Below are 18,047 nucleotides of genomic sequence, written 5' to 3' on the forward strand. Positions count from 1 at the left end.
GGAGGCGGACGGGACGGTTCCGGTTGCGTCACGGCCCGCGCGGGTGGTTGTGGATCGTGATCATCCCTGCTGAGCTGGGCGTTCACGTGGAGGAGGGTCATGGAGTCGCGCACGGGGACGGGTCGCACGCTGCTCAGGCTCGCGTGCGCCGTCCTGCTCGCCGGTGCCCTGGTGGCCGGTCTCCTGCTGCCCTGGGTCGGCGGTCCGGCCCTGGCCGCGCGCGGCTCCTCGGCCCTGCTCGGCGACCCCCCGGAGGAGTTCTCCGTCGAGGTCCCCGCCCGCAACACCGTGGTGCTCGCCGCCAACGGCGAGGTGATCACCTCCTTCTACCGGGAGAACCGCGAGCCGGTGGAGTTCGACCGGATCGCCGAGGTCATGCGCCAGGCCCTGGTCGCCGTCGAGGACGCGCGCTTCTACGACCACGGCGGGCTGGACGTGCAGGGCACCGCGCGGGCCCTGGTCACCAACATCGCCGCCGGCGAGGTGGAGGAGGGCGGCTCCACCCTGACCCAGCAGCTGGTCAAGCAGACCCTGCTGCAGTCCGCGCGCACCCAGGCCGAGCGGGACGCCGCCACCGAGAAGACGTTCGGCCGCAAGCTGCGCGAGGCCCGGCTGGCCCTGGCGATGGAGTCGGCCTACACCAAGGACGAACTGCTCACCCGCTACCTCAACATCGTCTACTTCGGCCAGAACGCCTACGGGGTGCAGCCCGCGGCCCGGGCGTTCTTCGGCGTCGACGCCGCCGAGCTGACCCTGCCGCAGGCGGCGCTGCTGGCCGGGCTGGTGCAGAGCCCGAAGGACCACGACCCCTTCACCGACCCCGAGGGCGCCACGATCCGGCGGAACCTGGTGCTGGCCCGCATGGCCGAGCAGGGCTACATCAGCCCCGAGCAGCAGGCGGAGGCCTCGGCCGCCCCGCTCGGCCTCGCCCCGGCGCCGGCGCCGCGCCGCGGCTGCGTCGAGGCGTCCGTGGGGGCCTACGTCTGCGACTTCGTCCAGCAGTACCTCATCGAGGAACTCGGGCTCACCCAGGACGACCTCGAGCGCAACGGCTACGTCGTCCAGACCACGCTGGACGCCGATCTGCAGCGCGCCGGGGACGCCGCCGTGCTGGCGAACCAGCCGCTGGAGAGCTCGCTGGCCGCCACCTTCACCGCGGTGGAGCCGGGCACCGGCCACCTGCTGGCCATGAGCGTCAACCGCATCTACGGCCACGACGAGGGCGACCTGCGGCAGGAGTCGGTCAACCTCAACGCGCTGCCGAGCCGGGGCGCCGGGTCGACCTACAAGGTGTTCGTGGCCGCCGCGGCGCTGGCCCGCGGCTACTCGACCGAGTACACGCTCACCGCGCCCAGCCCGTACGTCTCCCGGGTCTACCGGGAGGGCGATGGCCCCTACGACGTCCGCAACTCCGGCAGCTACCGGGCCTCGCTGGACCTGACGACGGCGCTCTACCAGTCCTCCAACACCTACTTCCTCGCCCTCGAGGACGCCCTTGGCAGCGTCGAGGAGCCGGTGCGCATGGCCGAGCGCATGGGCCTCTACGCCCACGGCCCCTCCGGCCTGGCGCAGCGCACGATCGACGAGAACAACGGCTCGTTCGCCTTCGGCCCCGAGGCCACCAGCCCGCTCGGCCTGGCCAGCGCCTACTCCACGCTCGCGGCCTCGGGCACCCGGTGCGACATCGTCCCGGTCACCGCGCTGCTCGACCGCGAGGGAGAGCCCGTGCTGGGCCCGGACGGCGAGCCGCTGGTCGACGGGGACCGCTGCACCCCCGAGGCCATCCCGCCCGGGGTCGCGGACACGCTGAACCAGATGCTCCGCAAGGACGTCGAGCCCGGCTACGGCGGCCAGACCGGCCGGCGGGCGTACGTGCCGGGCCACCAGATCGCCGGGAAGACCGGCACCACCCAGCAGAACGTCTCCGTGGCGTTCGTCGGGTACACCCCGGAGATCGCGGCCAGCGTGATGGTGTTCAACCCCAAGGAGGCCGAGGACGTCGGTGGCTTCGGCGGCGGCAAGGGCGCCACCATCTGGCACGACGCGATGGCGCCGATCCTCACGGCGCGCGGCAGCAGCGACTTCCCGCCCGCGGACCCCGCGGTGGTGCGGGGCAACACGGTCCGGGTGCCATCCTGCGGGGACCCGTCCGAGTGCGAGGGCGTGCTCGGCGACACCGGCTTCCTCGACCGCGTCTTCCGGGTGGACAGCGACCTCGCCCCCGGCGCGCTCGTGGGCACCAGCCCGCCCGCGGGCGGCCGTGCCGTGCCGGGCCAGGTCATCGCCATCCTGGTCAGCAACGGCTCCCGCTACGTGCCGCTCCCGCCGCCACCGCCGCCGGCACCCGAGCCGCCTCCTGCGCCGGTGCCCGACCCGGCGCCCGCACCCCCGGCTCCGCCGGTGCCGCAGGAGCCGGGCGCCCGGCCCGGTGGTCCGCAGGCACCCGACGAACCGGTGTCAGCCGACGCCTGGTTCGACCGGTTCCCCTACCCGCCGCCGCGGCGCTGAGCGGTCGCCGGCCAGTTCGTCCAGCGTCTGGGTGGTCAGCCAGCCCAGCAGCACGATCAGGTGGAGCAGGAACAGCCACAAGGCCAGCGCGACCACGCCGCCGACGACGTCCAGGTCGCCGAACGGTGCGCCGAGGTCCAGCGGCAGCGCCAGGAACAGCACGAAACCCTGCAGGAAGCCGGACAGGCAGGCGGCGGTGAACAGCGCCCCGACCAGCAGCGACCGCCACCGCGCCCGGCCCCCGCCGACGACCCGGAACCCCCAGGCCAGCGGCAGCGTCAGCGCCGCCAGCACCGCGTAGTAGCCGAGGGCCACCTGGCCGATCGTGGCCGCGACGCCCCCGCGGTCGGCGAGGTCGGCCATCTGCGCCGCGGCGAGCAGCAGCGGGTACAGCAGCACCGGCGCGAGGAGCAGCAGCGGCAGCGCGGCGAGCCGGCCGCGCCAGGCGGTGTGGCCCTCGTGCCGCTCGGAGAACCGCAGCAGGGCGCGCCGGAGGCCCTCGCCGTAGAGCGACATGGGCAGCAGGGCCAGCAGCGCCCCCAGCGGGTCCAGGCCGGCGCCGGCCTCGACCAGCCGGTCGACCGCCGCCGGCGCCCCCAGTTCGGAGGGCAGCAGGTCGCCGACGCGCTCGCCGAGCTCGCGCACCCGCTCCGGTGAGGTGATCCAGGCGGTGAGCCCGAACGACAGCACGAGCAGCGGGACGACGGCGATGCCCGCGTAGAAGGTCAGCCCGGCGGCGATCAGCATGAGGTCGCGTCCCCGGAGGCGGGCGCGCACCCCCCGGGGTAGGCCGCGCAGCACGGCGGCGACCCGGGAGGACCGGCTCACGCGCTGCGGATCACGGGCGGGGCTCACGGCGATCCATCCTCCGGTAGTGGTCGCGCGGGGCCGCACCGAAACCGGTCCCGGCGGGGCTCCCGACGCCTCTTCGGGGCGAACGCGCAGGTGGCTGGGGCGGCTGTGACGGGGCGCGCAGGGAGAACTACACGAATGTGGTTCCGGGCATTGTCACGACCGGGTCACGCCGCCTACGGTGAGTGTGTCCGTCGGGGCTTTCCGTCACTGCCGAGTGACCTCCGCCGGGCGCCGTCGAGCGAGCCGGGCACCCGCCACAGGAGCGGTTCCCGGACCGGGACCACCGCGGCACCGATCTGGGACGGACCCTTCCGTCCCGACGTGCGAGCGTGCGCCCGGCCGGGCCCCGGATGACGGCCGTGGACGAGATCGGAGAGCCGCCGCACCATGGCGACCCCCCTGCGCCCGCCCGCCCGCCGCCGCACCGCCGGCCGGGTGGGGCTGGCCCTGGCCGGCACCGTCGGCATCCTGCTCGCCACGGTCCCCGCGTCCGCGGACCCCGGCTCGCCCGCCACGTCGGGCGAGGCCGCCCGGCTGGTCGCCGAGCGCGGCCACCAGCTCGAGGTCGTCACCGAGCAGTTCAACGAGGCGCGCGACGCGCTGACGGCCCAGCAGGCCACCGCGGAGGCCGCGGCCGCCCAGCTGCAGCAGGCCACCGCCGACCTCGCCCGCGCCCAGGATCAGGTGCGCGGCATCGCCCGCAGCGCCTGGACCGGCGAGGGCCTGGGCTCCTTCCAGGCCCTGCTCACCAGCGACTCGGCCGACGAGTTCGTGAGCCGCGTGAGCATGCTGGAGACGATCTCCGGGCACCAGGGCGTGGTGCTGGCCCGGGCGGCCGAGGCCAACGTCGCCGCCGCGCAGGCCCAGGCCGCCGCGCAGGAGGCCGCCGCCCAGGCGCGGGCCACCTACGACTCCATCGCCGCGCAACAGGCCGAGCTGCAGGCGCAGGTCGACGAGTTCCGCGCCCAGTTCGACCGGCTCAGCGTCGCCGAGCGCCAGGCCGTGGCCGAGGCCCACCACGCCGAGGAGCGCGGCGGCGAGCCGCAGCGCGCCAGCCGCGGGGACCGCGAGGCGCCGGCACCGGCGCCCGCCGCCCCGGTGGTGGCCGACAGCGCCGCCGCGCAGAAGGCCGTGGACGCCGCCATGGCCCAGCGCGGCAAGCCCTACGTGTGGGCGGCCTCGGGGCCGGGCGCCTTCGACTGCTCCGGCCTCACCTCCTACGCCTACCGCGCGGCGGGGATCTCCCTGCCCCGGGCCAGCCGGAACCAGGCGGGCGCCGGCCGGGCGGTCTCCCGCGCCGAGCTGCGCCCCGGTGACCTGGTGTTCTTCTACAGCCCGATCAGCCACGTGGGCATCTACATCGGCAACGGCCAGATGGTGCACGCGCCGACGTCGGGCGACGTGGTCAAGGTGGCGAGCATCGATTCGATGGGCGGCTACGCCGGGGCCCGGCGCGTCGCGGGCTGACGCCCGGGGCTAGTACTGCGGCCGTCAACGTTCGCCTGCATGGCGGCCGCCTTCCCGAGACCGCGGCTGATGGCGACGGAGTGCGCAGATGGTCAGTTCTCGGCACGGAAATGGCGCGTCTGCGCACACTGTCCCGACGCGAAGCGCTAGCCGGCCCAGCTCGAACCAGTCGAAGGTTGCGTGACGCGGTACTAGCCCGCGCCCGGCCCGCCGACCTGCTGGAGCAGCCCCCAGACGAACACCGCGCGCACCCCGCCCGGCAGCAGCACCTCCGAGCGGGTGGGCACGCCGGTCTCGACGCCGCGCGCGCCCGGGAGCCCGGCGACGTCGTCGAGCACGTGCTGCCACACCAGCAGCCGGTGCGGGCCGGCCGCCGGCACCGGTGAGCCCGGCGCCCGGGCGAGGTGCTCGTGCAGCACGGCGCCCCCGGGCCCGCTGACGACCTCCCACCACTGGTGCGGCCACAGCGGCAGCGGCCAGCGCCGCACCTGGATGTCCAGGTCGCCGACGCGCCGGTCCTCCAGCTCCTCGGGCGGGCCGAGGACCGCCGTCCGCAGGGCCAGCCCGCGCGGGGCCCGCCGGGAGTGCTGCAGCGCCTGCCAGCGGGTGTGCGCTGCGTGCGCCTCGCCCCGGGTGGCGCCGAGCCGGGGTAGCGCCTGTGCGGTCAGGTCGGGCCGGACGTCGGCCATCCGGCGCAGCAGCACGAGGCAGAACTCCCGCCGGGCCAGACCGCGCACGGGAGTGACGCCGCCCGCTACCGCATCAGCGGCTAGCAGCCCGCCGGGCCAGACCGCGCACGGGAGTGACCCTGCCACCGCGCCGGCTGCCGCGAACGTCACACCGTATGCGGGGACGCCGCCGGCCGCCCGGTCGTTGACGTCCCGGACCCCACCCCCGGACCCGAGGACGCCCGTTGAGCCCGCGCACCGTCACCACCGCCTTCCGCCTCGTCGCCGTCGCCGAGGCGATCACCTGGGTCGGCCTGCTGGCCGGGATGTTCGTGAAGTGGGTGCTGCAGACCTCCGAGGTGGGCGTCCAGGTGTTCGGGCCCATCCACGGCGGCGTCTTCGTCGCCTACGTCCTGGTCGCCCTCGTCGCCGCGCGGGTGCTGCGCTGGTCGCTGCCCACGACGCTGCTCGCGCTGGCCGCCTCCGTGCCGCCGCTGGCCACCGTCTGGTTCGAGCGGCGGGCCACCCGCACCGGTGCGCTGCCCGCTCGCGAGGCGCTGGCCGCCTGATCCGCCGGGCGGGGGCGGTCGCTACGGTCGCCGTCATGCCCGAGCCCGTGCTGCCCTCGACCGCCCGCCTCCTGCTGGCCCGCACGGCGCGGGTGCAGCGCGACGGACGGGCGCCCGGCCTCGTCGCCGGCGTCGTCCGCGACGGCGGGCTGGCGTGGTCGGCCGGCCGCGGGGAGGTGCCCGGGCCGCACACCGACGTCCAGTACCGGCTCGGTTCGATCAGCAAGACCGTGACGGCGGTCGTCGTCATGCGGCTGCGCGACGAGGGGCTGCTGCGGCTCGACGACCCGCTGGAGCGCCACCTGCCCGGGACGCCGTTCGGCGACCGCACGGTCGGGCAGCTGCTCTCGCACCTCGCCGGCGCCTCCGCGGATGGCCCCGGCGGCTGGTGGGAGCGCACGCCGGGCGGCTCGCTGGACGACCTGGGCCTGGCGGAGACCGACGTCGTCCTCGGCGCCGCGCGCCGGTTCCACTACTCCAACCTCGGCTTCGGCCTGCTCGGCGAGCTCGTCGCCCGGCTGCGCGGCCGCTCGTGGGACGACGCCGTCGCCGCCGAGGTGCTGGCGCCGCTCGGCATGGCCCGTACGACACCGCGGCCGGTCGCGCCGGCCGCCGAGGGCCGGGCGGTGCACCCGTGGGCCGACGTCGTGCTGCCCGAGCCCGAGCACCACGCCGGCGTGATGGCCGCAGCCGGGCAGCTGTGGGCCTCGCTGGCCGACCTCGGGCGGTTCGCCGCGTTCCTGCTCGGCGACACCGCCGACGTGCTCGACCCGGCGACGCTGGAGGAGATGACGGTGCCGGCCGGGGTGGACCCGTCGGCGCCCGGCTGGTCGGCCTACGGGCTGGGCCTGCAGGTGCTGCGGGTCGACGGGCGGACGCTGGTCGGCCACGGCGGCTCGATGCCCGGCTTCCTCGCCGGCGTCTTCGTCGACCGCGAGGAGCAGACGGGCGCGGTGTCGCTGGCCAACACGACCAGCGGGCTGGACCCGCTGGTCTTCGGGCTGCTGGCCGATCTCCGCGGCGCCGAGCCGCGGATCGCCGAGCCGTGGGTGCCCGCGCCCTCGCCGGTGCCGCTGGAGAGCCTGGGCGTGTGGTTCTGGGGGCCGTCGCCGTACGTGCTGCGCTCGGTCAGCGGCGGGCTGCTGCACCTCGGTCCGATGCCCGGCCGCAGCGGCCGGGCCAGCCGGTTCTCCCGTCGCGACGACGGCACGTGGGGAGGGCTGGACGGCTACTTCGCCGGGGAGACGCTGCGCATCGCCGCCGACCACCTGGACCTCGACACGTTCGTCTTCACCCGCACGCCCTACGACCCGGCCGCCCCGGTGCCCGGCGGCGTCGACGAGCACGGCTGGCGCTGACGCAGCTCCCGCCCGCCCCGGGGCCACGATCAGCCTCCCTGATCACGCGGTGTCCTCCCTCACCGTGGGCGGTGAGGGAGGACGCTCCCCGATCAGGTGGGTTGATCATCGCCAGAAGGGAGGGAGGGAGGGAGAACGGGAGGGTCCGCGGACGGCTCCGCTCAGCTCGCCGGGTACAGGCCGGCCGAGTACTGCTGGCCGTAGTGGCGCTCGATGTCCTCCAGCCGTTCGCCGCGGCGCTCCAAGGCCTGGGCGATCCGGGGCCGGGACGGCACGTCGTGGGCTTCCCAGGTCTCCGGCTCCCAGAGCCCGGAGCGGAGGAAGGCCTTGGCGCAGTGGTGGAACACCTGCTCGACCTCGACGACCATGGCCAGCAGCGGGCGATGGCCTTTCACCACCATGCGCCCGAGCAGCTCGTCGTCGCGGACGAGGCGGGCCCGCCCGTTGATCCGGAGGGTGTCGCCCCGCCCGGGCAGCAGGTAGACCAGCCCGACGTGTGGATTGGCCAGGACGTTGCGGAAGCCGTCCGCCCGCCGGTTGCCGGCCCGCTCGGGGAGGGCGATGGTCCGCTCGTCGAGAACGAGGGTGAACCCGGGCGGGTCACCCTTCGGCGAGACGTCGCACGTGCCGTCCGCGGCGCTGGTGGCCACCAGGCAGAACGGCGAGGCGGCCAGCCACTGCCGATCGAACTCGTGCAGCGCCGTGCGTTCCTTGGCGACGGCGGCGGGGGCCGGCTCGCCGAGCAGCTCCCGCAGCTCGTCCTCGCTGGTGATCTCGTGCACGGGGGCATCCTGCCCCGCAGCGGTCAGGGGCGGTCGAAAGCGTCGATCGTGTTCTTGACGACCACCCCGTAGGCCAGGTGCGGCACCAGGTCGCTGAGCCAGGACGACGCCGACCAGCTGCGGGGGTCGGTGACGCCCAGGACGGTCATCGGCCCGTTCCCCGCCACCATCGCACCCAGCCCGGTCAGCAGGATCCCGACCGGCTTCGCCGAGACCAGGCCGGACGCCCGGGCCAGGCCGCCCACCACGCCCACCCCGACGCCGGCCACCAAACCCGTCATCGGCCCCAGCCCCTGCACGCGGTTCTGCCGCGTCTGCTCGTCACCGGGGATGGGCACGTGCGCCGCCTCGGCGAGCTTCTCGACGGTCTGCTCGGGGGTGGAGCTGCTGCCGCGGCCGCGCACCACCATGTCCAGGTAGGTGACGGCGTTGAGCGCGGTGGTGCCCGCCGCGCCGGCGGCCGCACCCCGCAACGCCCACCCGAGGGTGCTGATCCCGCGCTTGCCCTTGCCCGTACGTCCCAACGGGGTCCGCTTCGCCATGGGCGGTGCCGTACCCGCCGGCTGCCACGGCACACCCGACCGCAGGCTCAGCGAACGCGCTCCCCGCGGAAGGTCCCACCGAGGTCGCCGTCGCCGGAGAGGGTGAGCTCGGCGAAGGGCAGCGTCACGTCGAGGGTGACCTCGCCGGTCCCGCCGTCGGCGACCGTGGCCACGCCGTCGACCGGCACCCCCGGCGTCCAGGCGCAGCCGTCCAGCGCGATGCGCACCGCGCCCGCCATGGTGATCCGGTACCCGGCGCTCCCGCCGGCCGGGCAACCGAGGTCGAGGGCGTCCGTGCCGGGCCAGGCCTCGAAGGAGGGGCCGAGGAGCTCGGCCAGCAGGAGGTCGACGGTCTCCCACGGGTCGTCGTAGCCCGCGGCGGACGCGGGCGGCAGCGGGACGTAGGCCTCGGCCAGGCTGTCGGTGCAGGTGGTGACGGGCCGGGCGGGCAGCCGGCCGGTGGTGACCAGCCGGGTGACCGCCCGGTCGACGCAGGCGTAGCCCCAGCCGTAGAGGACGTGCGGGCCGCCGGTGAGGACGAGGAGCGCGGCGTCGGTGGGCGCCCGCTCGAGCACCCGCCGCGCGTTGCCGGCCGGGGTGTTCGGGTCGGTGTCGGCGGTCAGCAGCAGCAGCGGGTACGGCGGGTCGGCGATCGCCGCGGGCGGGGGCACCGGCTCCTCCCCGCGCGGCCAGAACAGGCAGGGCAGGTCGCCGTAGTAGACGTCGTCCAGCCGCACCCCGGCGACGCCGTCGGCGGCGGCGGAGTCCAGCCAGCGGTCGAGCTCCGCCCGGCCGTTGCTGCCGTCGGGCACGGTCGGGTAGTCCTGGCACTCCACCGCGTAGAACAGCGCGGGGGAGAAGGAGGGGTCGACGGCCACTTCCCCGGTCTCCGGATCGGCGCCCGCGCTGGCCGCGGCCAGCCGGGCCAGCGGCAGCTCGTCGCCGCCGGCCGCGGCGTTGAGCGCCCGCTGCAGCTGGCGGCGGGCGTGCGGGCTGCTCAGCGAGGCCATCGCCGCGCCCTCGAGCTCCTCGAGGGTGAGCTCGCGCTCCTCGGTGCCGCCGTCGGCCAGGGGGTGGTCGTAGGGCCGGGGTGCGGCGCGGAGCTCGGCGGCCAGCGCGTCGTAGGCGGCCGCCGATGCGCCCGGGCCGTCCTCGGCGCACACGGGCTCGGCGTCGCAGCCGGCCAGGGTGGCGGCCAGCACGTCGCTGTAGGCCCGCGCGCTCTCGGCGGCGAAGGACCGCAGGGGGGTCTGCAGGTCGACGACGCCGTCGAGCACGAGGCTCTCGACGCGGTCGGGGTGGGCCGCGGCGTAGGCCTGCTGGAACTGGGTGCCGTAGCTCTCGCCGTAGAGCACCAGCCGCTCCGCGCCGTACCAGCGGCGGAACACCTCGAGGTCCTCCGCAGCCTGCGCGGTGGCGAACAGGGGTGCGTCGGAGGGGGCGACGCCGGCCTCGGCGAAGCAGTTCCCCGCGAACCGCTCGGCCGCCGCGGCGTAGCCGTCCCGCTCGCCGGCGTCGGCCGAGGCGTCGAGCACCTCCTCGAAGGAGGAGAGCGCGCGGTCGCAGACGAACGGCTCCGACCGGCCGATGCCCCGCTGGTCGAAGAAGACCAGGTCGTAGTGGTCGGTGATCGCCGGATCCATGGCCGAGGTGTAGAGGTCGGCCAGCGCGATGCCGCTGGAGCCGGGGCCGCCGGTCGCCGTCACCAGGACCCCGCGGGCCTCGACGTCGGCCGGGCGCAGCGCGAAGGTGACCTCCCAGGCGGGTGACGCGGCCGCACGGTGGTCCGCCGGCACGGTGAGGGTGATGCACTCGAACTCGCTCGCCGGGCAGGGCGCCCGGCCCACCAGGTCGCCACCGGTGCTGGTGAAGGGCTCGATGGTGCCGTCGACGACCTCCGGGGCGCACCCCGCGAGGCCCAGCACGGCGACGAGGGCGACGACGAGCAGCGACGCGGCGCGGCGCGGCCGGCGGAGGGGCACGGCGCACCCTAGATCGGGCCCCGCGGGCCCACCTCGCCCTCCGGGGTGACGCGCCGGGCCTGGGGCGGGTGGGTCAGCCGGGAGGCGGCCCGGCGGCGCGGTGCAGCAGCGGGCCCACGCGCCGCTCGACGAACCGGCGCATCGCCAGCGCGGTGTCCACCCGCTGGACGCCCGGGATGGCCAGCACCGCCTCGGTGATGCGCCACAGGTGGTCGGCGTCGGTGGCCACCACGTGGACGAGCAGGTCGGTGGCCCCCGACAGGCCGGTCACCTCGAGGACCTCGGGGAGCCCGGCGAGCGCATCGCTGACCTCGGCCAGCCCGCGCTGCGCCACCTGCACCGACATGTAGGCAGCCAGCCGGTGGCCCAGGGCCTCCGGGCGGACCCGCTGGTCCAGCGGGCCGAGGACGCCGTTGCTCTCGAGCCGGGCGAGCCGGCTCTGCACGGTGTTGCGGGCGAGGCCCAGCCGCTGCGAGAGCGCCATCACGCTGGCCCGCGGGTCCTCGGTGAGGGCCAGCAGCAGTCGCGCGTCCGTGGCGTCGATCTCCGGCACGCTGCGCAGTCTGGCAGCTCCGGACCGCGCGTGGGCACCTTTCTGCGCAACCTCCCGAGGGAGCCCTGTGCAGATCGTCGTGCCGCGGGGGTGGCGAGCGGCCGGGCGGCCGTGCCAGGATGTGTGAGGACCGCCACACCCGGCGGGCCGGAACGTCCAGCACCACCGCGCCGCCGGTGACCCCGGCGGCGGTGGCCGACGGCGAGGAGCGCGACCGGTGACAGCGTTGCCAGAGACCACCGAGATGGTCGACCCCGTCCCGGGGGCCGACGCCCCCCACCTGCCGCAGCGGTCCCAGCTGGTCCAGCTGCTCACGCCCGAGGGCGAGCGGGTCGAGCACCCCGACTATGCGCTGGAGATCTCCGACGAGGAGCTGCGCGACCTCTACCGCGACCTGGTCCTGGTCCGCCGGTGGGACGTCGAGGCGACCGCCCTGCAGCGGCAGGGCGAGCTCGGCATCTGGGCCTCGCTGCTGGGCCAGGAGGCGGCGCAGGTCGGCGCCGGCCGCGCGATGGCCGCCTCCGACATGGCGTTCCCGACCTACCGCGAGCACGGCGTCGCCTGGACCCGCGGGGTGGACCCGCTGCACGTCATCAGCCTGTTCCGCGGCGTGGACAACGGCGGCTGGGACCCGGTGGCCACCGGCTTCAACCTCTACACGGTGGTCATCGGCGCGCAGACCCTGCACGCCACCGGCTACGCCATGGGCCTGCAGCGCGACGGCGCCGAGAACGCGACGCTGGCGTTCCTCGGTGACGGCGCCACCAGCCAGGGCGAGGTCAACGAGGCGATGATCTGGGCGGCGAGCTTCTCCGCCCCCGTCGTCTTCTTCTGCCAGAACAACCAGTACGCGATCAGCGTCCCGCTCGAGCGGCAGTCGCGGGTCCCGCTGTACCAGCGGGCGGCCGGCTTCGGGTTCCCGGGCGTCCGCGTCGACGGCAACGACGTCCTCGCCGTCCTGGCCGTGACGCGCCAGGCGCTGCAGGCGGCGCGCGAGGGCCAGGGCCCGACCTTCATCGAGGCGTTCACCTACCGCATGGGCGCGCACACCACCTCCGACGACCCCACCCGCTACCGGCTGGCCAGCGAGCTGGAGGAGTGGAAGCTGCGGGACCCCATCGCCCGGCTGAAGGCGCACCTCTCCCGGCAGGACAAGGCCGACGCGGCGTTCTTCGACGCGGTCGAGCGCGAGGCCGACGAGCTCGCCGAGCGGATCCGCAGCGGCACCGTCGACATGCCCGACCCGGACCCGGCGTCGATGTTCGACACCGTCTACGCGGAGCAGACCCCGTGGCTGGCCGCCCAGCGCGACGAGTTCGTCGCCTACCGCGCGAGCTTCGAGGAGGCCGGCGAATGAGCACCGAGACCCTGACCATCGGCAAGGCCCTCAACCTCGGTCTGCGCAAGGCGATGGAGGACGACGCCAAGGTCGTGCTCATGGGAGAGGACATCGGCAAGCTCGGCGGCGTCTTCCGCATCACCGACGGCCTGCAGAAGGACTTCGGGGAGGCCCGCGTCGTCGACACGCCGCTGGCCGAGGCCGGGATCCTCGGCACCGCCGTCGGGCTGGCGATGCGGGGCTACCGGCCGGTCTGCGAGATCCAGTTCGACGGGTTCGTCTTCCCCGCCTACAACCAGATCGTCACCCAGGTGGCGAAGATGCACGCCCGGTCCAAGGGCCGGCTGCCGATGCCGATCGTCATCCGCATCCCCTTCGGCGGCGGTATCGGGGCCGTCGAGCACCATAGCGAGAGCCCCGAGGCCTACTTCGCGCACACCGCCGGGCTCAAGGTGGTCGCCGTCAGCAACCCGGTCGACGCCTACTGGGGCATCCAGCAGGCCATCGCCCACCCCGACCCGATCGTCTTCCTCGAGCCCAAGCGGCGGTACTGGGAGAAGGCCGAGGTCGACACCGACGCCACGCCCGACCCGCTCTTCGCCTCCCGCGTCGTCCGCGGCGGGGACGACGTCACCGTGCTGGCCTACGGCCCCATGGTGAAGACGGCGCTGCAGGCCGCCGAGGCGGTCGCCGGGGAGGGGCGCTCCCTGGAGGTCGTCGACCTGCGCACGGTCTCGCCGCTGGACCTGGAGCCGGTGTTCGAGTCGGTGCGCCGCACCGGCCGCTGCGTCGTCGTCCACGAGGCGCCGGTGACCCTCGGGCTGGGCGCGGAGATCGCCGCCCGCGTGACCGAGGCCTGCTTCCACTCCCTGGAGGCGCCGGTGCTGCGGGTCGGGGGCTTCGACACGCCCTACCCGCCGTCGAAGCTCGAGGAGGAGTACCTCCCCGACCTCGACCGGGTGCTGGACGCCGTCGACCGCGCGATGGAGCTCTGAACCATGACCCAGCGACAGTTCAAGCTGCCCGACGTCGGGGAGGGGCTCACCGAGGGCGAGATCCTCCGGTGGATGGTGGCCGTCGGCGACACCGTCACGGTCAACCAGCCGCTGTGCGAGGTGGAGACGGCCAAGGCCGCCGTCGAGCTGCCCTCGCCGTGGGCCGGCACCGTCGTCGAGCTGCTGCACGAGGCGGGGACGATGGTCGACGTCGGTGCGCCGATCATCACCATCGACACCGGCGGGGTGGGTGGGGGAGACGCCGGTGGTCAGGCCCCCGCGGCGGAGCCGGCCGACGAGGGGGCCGCGACCGCCCAGGAGCCGGCCGCGGGGCTGATCGGCGGGGCCGCCCCTGGAGGCCGGACCGCCGTCCTGGTGGGCTACGGGCCGCGCACCACCGAGGCCCGCCGCCGGCCGCGCCGCTCGGGTGCCGCGGCGGCCGCCCGCGCGACCGCGCTGCCCGGTGCGGACTACGGCTCGGGCGGGACCGACCGGCCTCCGCTGCCCTCCGACGACGGCCCGCCGCTGCTGGCGACCGCCCCCGACATGCGCAGCAAGCCGGTGCGCCACGGCGGGCTGGAGGTCGGCCGGCAGGCCGAGGCAGCCGCGCGACGGGAGGACGCCGCACCGGGGCGAGGCTCCGCGCCCGGCCGGCGGGGCCCCCGCCCGCTGGCCAAGCCGCCGGTGCGCAAGTACGCCAAGGACCTCGGCGTGGACCTCACCACCGTCCCGGGAACGGGCACCGACGGGTGCATCACCCGGGCCGACGTCGATGCCGCGGTCGCCGCGCGCTCCGACGGCACCGCTGCCGCCCAGGCTCCTGTGGCGGCCACCGCCGGCGAGCAGCGCATCCCGGTGAAGGGCGTCCGCAAGGCCACCGCGGCCGCGATGGTGGCCAGCGCCTTCACCGCGCCGCACGTCACAGAGTTCCTCACCGTCGACGTCACCCGCATGATGAAGCTGCGCGCCCGGCTCGCCGCCCGGCCGGAGCTCGCCGGGGTGAAGGTCAGCCCGCTGCTGTTCGTGGCCAAGGCGGTGCTCCTGGCCGCGCGACGGCACCCGGTGGTGAACAGCTCCTGGGACGAGGCGGCGCAGGAGATCGTCGTCCACGGGCAGGTCAACCTCGGCATCGCCGCGGCCACGCCACGCGGGCTGATCGTCCCCAACATCAAGGACGCCGGGCGGCTCACCCTGGCCGAGCTGGCGGGCGCCCTGGCCGAGCTGACCGAGACCGCGCGGGCCGGCCGCACCGCGCCGGAGGACATGGCCGGCGGCACGCTGACCATCACCAACGTGGGCGTCTTCGGCGTCGACACCGGCACGCCCATCCTCAACCCGGGGGAGTCGGCGATCCTGGCCTTCGGTGCCGTGCGCGAGATGCCGTGGGTGCACAAGGGCACGGTGCGGCCGCGGCAGGTGACCCAGCTGGCGCTGAGCTTCGACCACCGGATCGTCGACGGCGAGCTGGGCTCGCGGTTCCTGGCCGACGTCGGCGCGCTGCTGCACGATCCGGGCGCGGCGCTGGCGTTCTGATCGGGGGGCGGCAGGCTGACGGCTGCGGACGCAGCCCGTGCCGCGTCCCCGGGCTGGTCCTGCGGGCCGGAGCCACGGCCGGTCCAGCGGGTGCCGACGGGAGCGCGCGCCGCGCCGCCCGCTGGACGGATCCGTCCAGCGGGCGGGTCAGCCGGCGGCCGGGGAGACCTCGACGGTCTCGGCGAAGACGAACGGAGCACCCGCGTACTGCTCGAACAGCGGATCGTCGAGTTCGAAGTCCGGCATCTGCTCGACGGCGCCCGTCTCGAGGGCGTCCTCGAGGGTGCCGGTCACCGTGACCGGGACGCCGTCCGCGATCTCCGGAACCGCATCGCGGGTCACCACGAGGATCGGTGCGATCCCCGGGTCGTCGGCCGCGGTCATGGCGAAGACCCCATCGGTCAGCAGGTCGGCGACCTCACCGGAGAGCACGACCGGGAGCTCCAGGTAGGAGTCGATGTCGGCCAGGAACTCGTCATCGTAGAGACCGTCGAAGGCGGGCTCCACGAGTTCGTCGCCGGGGATCTCATCGAACGGGATCTCCGGTTCCTCCTCGGGTGCCTCGTCCTCGGCGACGTCCTCGAGCACGTTGTCGACGGAACCCTCCGCCGCCGGTTCGTCCTCGCCGCAGCCGGTGAGCATCAGCCCCGTGGCGGCGGCGAGGGCGACCACCGCGGCGCGGCTCCCGGACGTGTGGGTGCGACTGCTTGCCATGATCGTCCCCTTTCGACTCCTTGCCCCTGTGAGTTCCCCGTCCGTCGGCCGACCACCGCACGGCCCGGCTGCTTCGTCATCGACCTGACATGCGCGACGTGGTAGGCCAGGCCACGTGACCGACCTCCACGGGCTCTTGGACTTCGCGGCGCGCTCCCGGCTGCCCGACGGGTTCGGGTACCTCGGCTCGGACGGGACGGTGCTGCCGCGACCGCAGGAGACGTGGATCGTCGCGCGGATGACCCACGTGTTCGGGCTGGCCACCCTGCTGCGCCGGCCCGGCGCGGACGAACTGGCCCGTCACGGGGTGGCCGCGCTGCGCGGTGGGCCGCTGCGCGACGCCCGCCACGGCGGCTGGCGCGCGGCGGGCGACGACGGGACGAAGGCGGCCTACGTCCACGCGTTCGCCGTCCTGGCCGGCGCAACGGCCACCACCGCCGGCGTCGACGGCGGTCGGGCGCTGCTCGAGGAGGCGCTCGCCGTCTGGCAGGGCCGGTTCTGGGACGCCGACGCGGGGCTCGCGGTCGACGAGTGGGACGCCGGCTGGACGAGGTTGTCGGGGTACCGCGGCGCCAACGCCAACATGCACGGCGTGGAGGCGGTGCTCGCCGCCGCCGACGCGGTGGACGACGCGGCGCTGGCCGACCGGCTGCGCGGGCAGGCGCTGCGCAGCACGGAGCGCGTCGTGCACGGCTTCGCCCGCGCGCGCGACTGGCGGCTGCCCGAGCACTTCACCTCCGCGTGGGAGGCGCTGCCCGACCACAACCGCGACCGCCCGGCCGACCCGTTCCAGCCCTACGGCGTCACGGTCGGGCACCAGTTCGAGTGGGCCCGGCTCGCCCTGCACCTGCGCGCGGCCCTGCCCGACCCGCCGGCCTGGCTGCTCGACGACGCGGTGGCGCTGTTCGACGCCGCGGCGACGCGGGGGTGGGCCGCCGACGGGGCCGACGGCTTCCCGTACACCCTCGACTGGGACGACCGGCCGGTCGTCGGCGCGCGGATGCACTGGGTCCTCTGCGAGGCGGTCGCGGCCGCCGCCGTGCTGGCCCGGGTCACCGGGGAGGTGCGGTACCGGCAGCTCGCCGACCGCTGGCGGGCGCACGGCGAGGAGCGGTTCGCCGACCCCGTCACGGGGAGCTGGCACCACGAGCTCACGCCGTCGGGGGAGGTCGCCGAGGGTACGTGGGCGGGGCAGCCCGACGCCTACCACCTGGCCCAGATGCTGCTCGTGGCCGACCGGCCGGTGCGGGGCAGCATCGCGGCCGCGCTGCGCTGACCGGCGGCTGCACGTGTCGGCCCCTCGGCGCAGGGGTAGGTGGGCCCACGACCGAACCCAGCGATACGAGGAGCTGAGAACGTGGCCAGCGTGCAGGAGTCCGTCGACGTCGACGTCCCGATCCGCGTCGCCTACGACCAGTGGACGCAGTTCGAGACGTTCCCGAAGTTCATGGGCGGGGTCGAGAAGATCACGCAGATCGACGAGACCCACACCCACTGGGTCACCAACATCGACGGCGTCAAGCGCGAGTTCGATGCGGAGATCACCGAGCAGCACCCCGAGGAGCGGGTGGCCTGGACCAGCACCAGCGGCGAGGCCAAGCACGCCGGTGTGGTGACCTTCCACCGCCTGGACGACGCGAAGACCCGCGTGATGATCCAGATCGACTGGGAGCCCGGGGGCCTGGTCGAGAAGGCCGGCGCGGCGCTCGGCTTCGACGACCGGCAGATCAAGGCCGACGCGAAGAAGTTCAAGGAGTTCATCGAGAGCCGGGGCACCGAGACCGGTGCCTGGCGCGGTGACGTGCAGCGCCCCAGCTGAGCGCGGGACGACGACGGCGCCCCCCCCCCCGGGGGGGGCGCCCGCGTGGTATACGGAGGGGCGGGGGCCGTGACGACAAAAACCCGAAGGGATGATGAACCTTCGGCCATGACTCATGCCGACCGACGTTTCGTCGGATTAGAGTGGTGAACGCCTGCGTTAGTACGGCTGCAGGCGTGACACTCCGACGAAAGAGGCAGTAGCGATGAGCAGCGTGACGACCAGCTGGCGGCGGCGTCGGCAGGTGGCGCGTACCCGGCGGGCCCTGGACAAGGCGCTGGCCCGCAGCAGCAGCCCGGCGATGCGCGACGAGCTCCTGACGATGGCCAACGGCAGCCACTTCCTCGGCCGCTGACCCCCGAC

At 75.1% G+C, this 18,047-nt stretch carries 17 protein-coding genes; 10 read left to right on the forward strand and 7 right to left on the reverse strand.

The genetic code is table 11. The features are described from left to right. Window positions 1-99: 99 nt before the first annotated feature. On the forward strand, window positions 100-2,508 hold the full coding sequence (locus QOZ88_RS00770) for a transglycosylase domain-containing protein (RefSeq protein ID WP_305997934.1): 2,409 nt from the start codon (window positions 100-102) through the stop codon (window positions 2,506-2,508). On the opposite strand, the gene QOZ88_RS00775 is transcribed toward QOZ88_RS00770, so the two are convergent. Beyond that, window positions 2,458-3,363: a YhjD/YihY/BrkB family envelope integrity protein gene (locus tag QOZ88_RS00775; RefSeq protein WP_305997935.1), complete on the reverse strand. Its 906-nt coding sequence runs from the start codon at window positions 3,361-3,363 to the stop codon at window positions 2,458-2,460. The genes QOZ88_RS00770 and QOZ88_RS00775 overlap by 51 nt on opposite strands. 387 nt (window positions 3,364-3,750) lie before the next feature. Between QOZ88_RS00775 and QOZ88_RS00780 the strand changes: the two genes are divergently transcribed. Continuing rightward, window positions 3,751-4,830 carry a C40 family peptidase gene (locus QOZ88_RS00780; protein WP_305997936.1) on the forward strand — a complete coding sequence of 360 codons (1,080 nt, stop codon included), beginning with the start codon at window positions 3,751-3,753 and terminating at the stop codon, window positions 4,828-4,830. A 191-nt stretch (window positions 4,831-5,021) separates the two neighbouring features. On the opposite strand, the gene QOZ88_RS00785 is transcribed toward QOZ88_RS00780, so the two are convergent. Continuing rightward, on the reverse strand, window positions 5,022-5,567 hold the full coding sequence (locus QOZ88_RS00785; RefSeq protein WP_305997937.1) for a hypothetical protein: 546 nt from the start codon (window positions 5,565-5,567) through the stop codon (window positions 5,022-5,024). A 176-nt stretch (window positions 5,568-5,743) separates the two neighbouring features. Between QOZ88_RS00785 and QOZ88_RS00790 the strand changes: the two genes are divergently transcribed. Both QOZ88_RS00790 and QOZ88_RS00795 read left to right on the forward strand, forming a co-directional pair. After that, on the forward strand, window positions 5,744-6,067 hold the full coding sequence (locus QOZ88_RS00790; protein ID WP_305997938.1) for a DUF3817 domain-containing protein: 324 nt from the start codon (window positions 5,744-5,746) through the stop codon (window positions 6,065-6,067). 35 nt (window positions 6,068-6,102) lie between these two features. Then, a complete protein-coding gene (locus QOZ88_RS00795; RefSeq protein WP_305997939.1) occupies window positions 6,103-7,425 on the forward strand; it encodes a serine hydrolase domain-containing protein in 1,323 nt (440 codons plus the stop codon). 161 nt (window positions 7,426-7,586) lie between these two features. On the opposite strand, the gene QOZ88_RS00800 is transcribed toward QOZ88_RS00795, so the two are convergent. The 4 genes from QOZ88_RS00800 to QOZ88_RS00815 all read right to left on the reverse strand — a co-directional run bounded on the left by QOZ88_RS00800 (window position 7,587) and on the right by QOZ88_RS00815 (window position 11,284). Then, complete coding sequence (locus tag QOZ88_RS00800; RefSeq protein WP_305997940.1) at window positions 7,587-8,207, reverse strand: pyridoxamine 5'-phosphate oxidase family protein; 621 nt, start codon at window positions 8,205-8,207, stop codon at window positions 7,587-7,589. 23 nt (window positions 8,208-8,230) lie between these two features. Further along, window positions 8,231-8,749, reverse strand: a complete 519-nt coding sequence (locus QOZ88_RS00805) for a hypothetical protein (protein ID WP_305997941.1) — start codon at window positions 8,747-8,749, stop codon at window positions 8,231-8,233. A 47-nt stretch (window positions 8,750-8,796) separates the two neighbouring features. Further along, complete coding sequence (locus tag QOZ88_RS00810; RefSeq protein WP_305997942.1) at window positions 8,797-10,731, reverse strand: alpha/beta fold hydrolase; 1,935 nt, start codon at window positions 10,729-10,731, stop codon at window positions 8,797-8,799. Between the two features lie 73 nt (window positions 10,732-10,804). Continuing rightward, complete coding sequence (locus tag QOZ88_RS00815; protein WP_091930178.1) at window positions 10,805-11,284, reverse strand: Lrp/AsnC family transcriptional regulator; 480 nt, start codon at window positions 11,282-11,284, stop codon at window positions 10,805-10,807. A 217-nt stretch (window positions 11,285-11,501) separates the two neighbouring features. Here QOZ88_RS00815 and pdhA point away from each other — a divergent pair, with 217 nt between their 5' ends. Genes pdhA through QOZ88_RS00830 form a run of 3 tightly spaced genes read left to right on the forward strand, consistent with a single transcriptional unit; the run spans window position 11,502 to window position 15,151 of the window. Then, window positions 11,502-12,641 (forward strand): pyruvate dehydrogenase (acetyl-transferring) E1 component subunit alpha, encoded by a 1,140-nt coding sequence (pdhA, locus tag QOZ88_RS00820; RefSeq protein WP_091930177.1) that lies wholly within the window; start codon window positions 11,502-11,504, stop codon window positions 12,639-12,641. Next, window positions 12,638-13,618: an alpha-ketoacid dehydrogenase subunit beta gene (locus QOZ88_RS00825; RefSeq protein ID WP_305997943.1), complete on the forward strand. Its 981-nt coding sequence runs from the start codon at window positions 12,638-12,640 to the stop codon at window positions 13,616-13,618. The genes pdhA and QOZ88_RS00825 overlap by 4 nt, the downstream gene beginning before the upstream one ends. A gap of 3 nt (window positions 13,619-13,621) precedes the next feature. Next, window positions 13,622-15,151 carry a dihydrolipoamide acetyltransferase family protein gene (locus tag QOZ88_RS00830; RefSeq protein WP_305997944.1) on the forward strand — a complete coding sequence of 510 codons (1,530 nt, stop codon included), beginning with the start codon at window positions 13,622-13,624 and terminating at the stop codon, window positions 15,149-15,151. Between the two features lie 147 nt (window positions 15,152-15,298). Here the strand turns inward: QOZ88_RS00830 and QOZ88_RS00835 are convergent, their stop codons facing one another. Then, a complete protein-coding gene (locus tag QOZ88_RS00835) occupies window positions 15,299-15,865 on the reverse strand; it encodes a hypothetical protein (protein WP_305997945.1) in 567 nt (188 codons plus the stop codon). Window positions 15,866-15,980: 115 nt separating this feature from the next. Between QOZ88_RS00835 and QOZ88_RS00840 the strand changes: the two genes are divergently transcribed. The 3 genes from QOZ88_RS00840 to QOZ88_RS00850 all read left to right on the forward strand — a co-directional run bounded on the left by QOZ88_RS00840 (window position 15,981) and on the right by QOZ88_RS00850 (window position 18,039). Then, complete coding sequence (locus QOZ88_RS00840; RefSeq protein WP_305997946.1) at window positions 15,981-17,141, forward strand: AGE family epimerase/isomerase; 1,161 nt, start codon at window positions 15,981-15,983, stop codon at window positions 17,139-17,141. 81 nt (window positions 17,142-17,222) lie between these two features. Continuing rightward, entirely contained in the window at window positions 17,223-17,684 is a 462-nt protein-coding gene (locus QOZ88_RS00845; RefSeq protein WP_305997947.1) for an SRPBCC family protein, read from the forward strand. 205 nt (window positions 17,685-17,889) lie between these two features. Further along, window positions 17,890-18,039 carry a hypothetical protein gene (locus tag QOZ88_RS00850; RefSeq protein WP_170852253.1) on the forward strand — a complete coding sequence of 50 codons (150 nt, stop codon included), beginning with the start codon at window positions 17,890-17,892 and terminating at the stop codon, window positions 18,037-18,039. Window positions 18,040-18,047 lie beyond the last annotated feature (8 nt).

Origin of the sequence: Blastococcus carthaginiensis (assembly GCF_030731085.1) — a bacterium.
Lineage (GTDB): Bacteria > Actinomycetota > Actinomycetes > Mycobacteriales > Geodermatophilaceae > Blastococcus > Blastococcus carthaginiensis.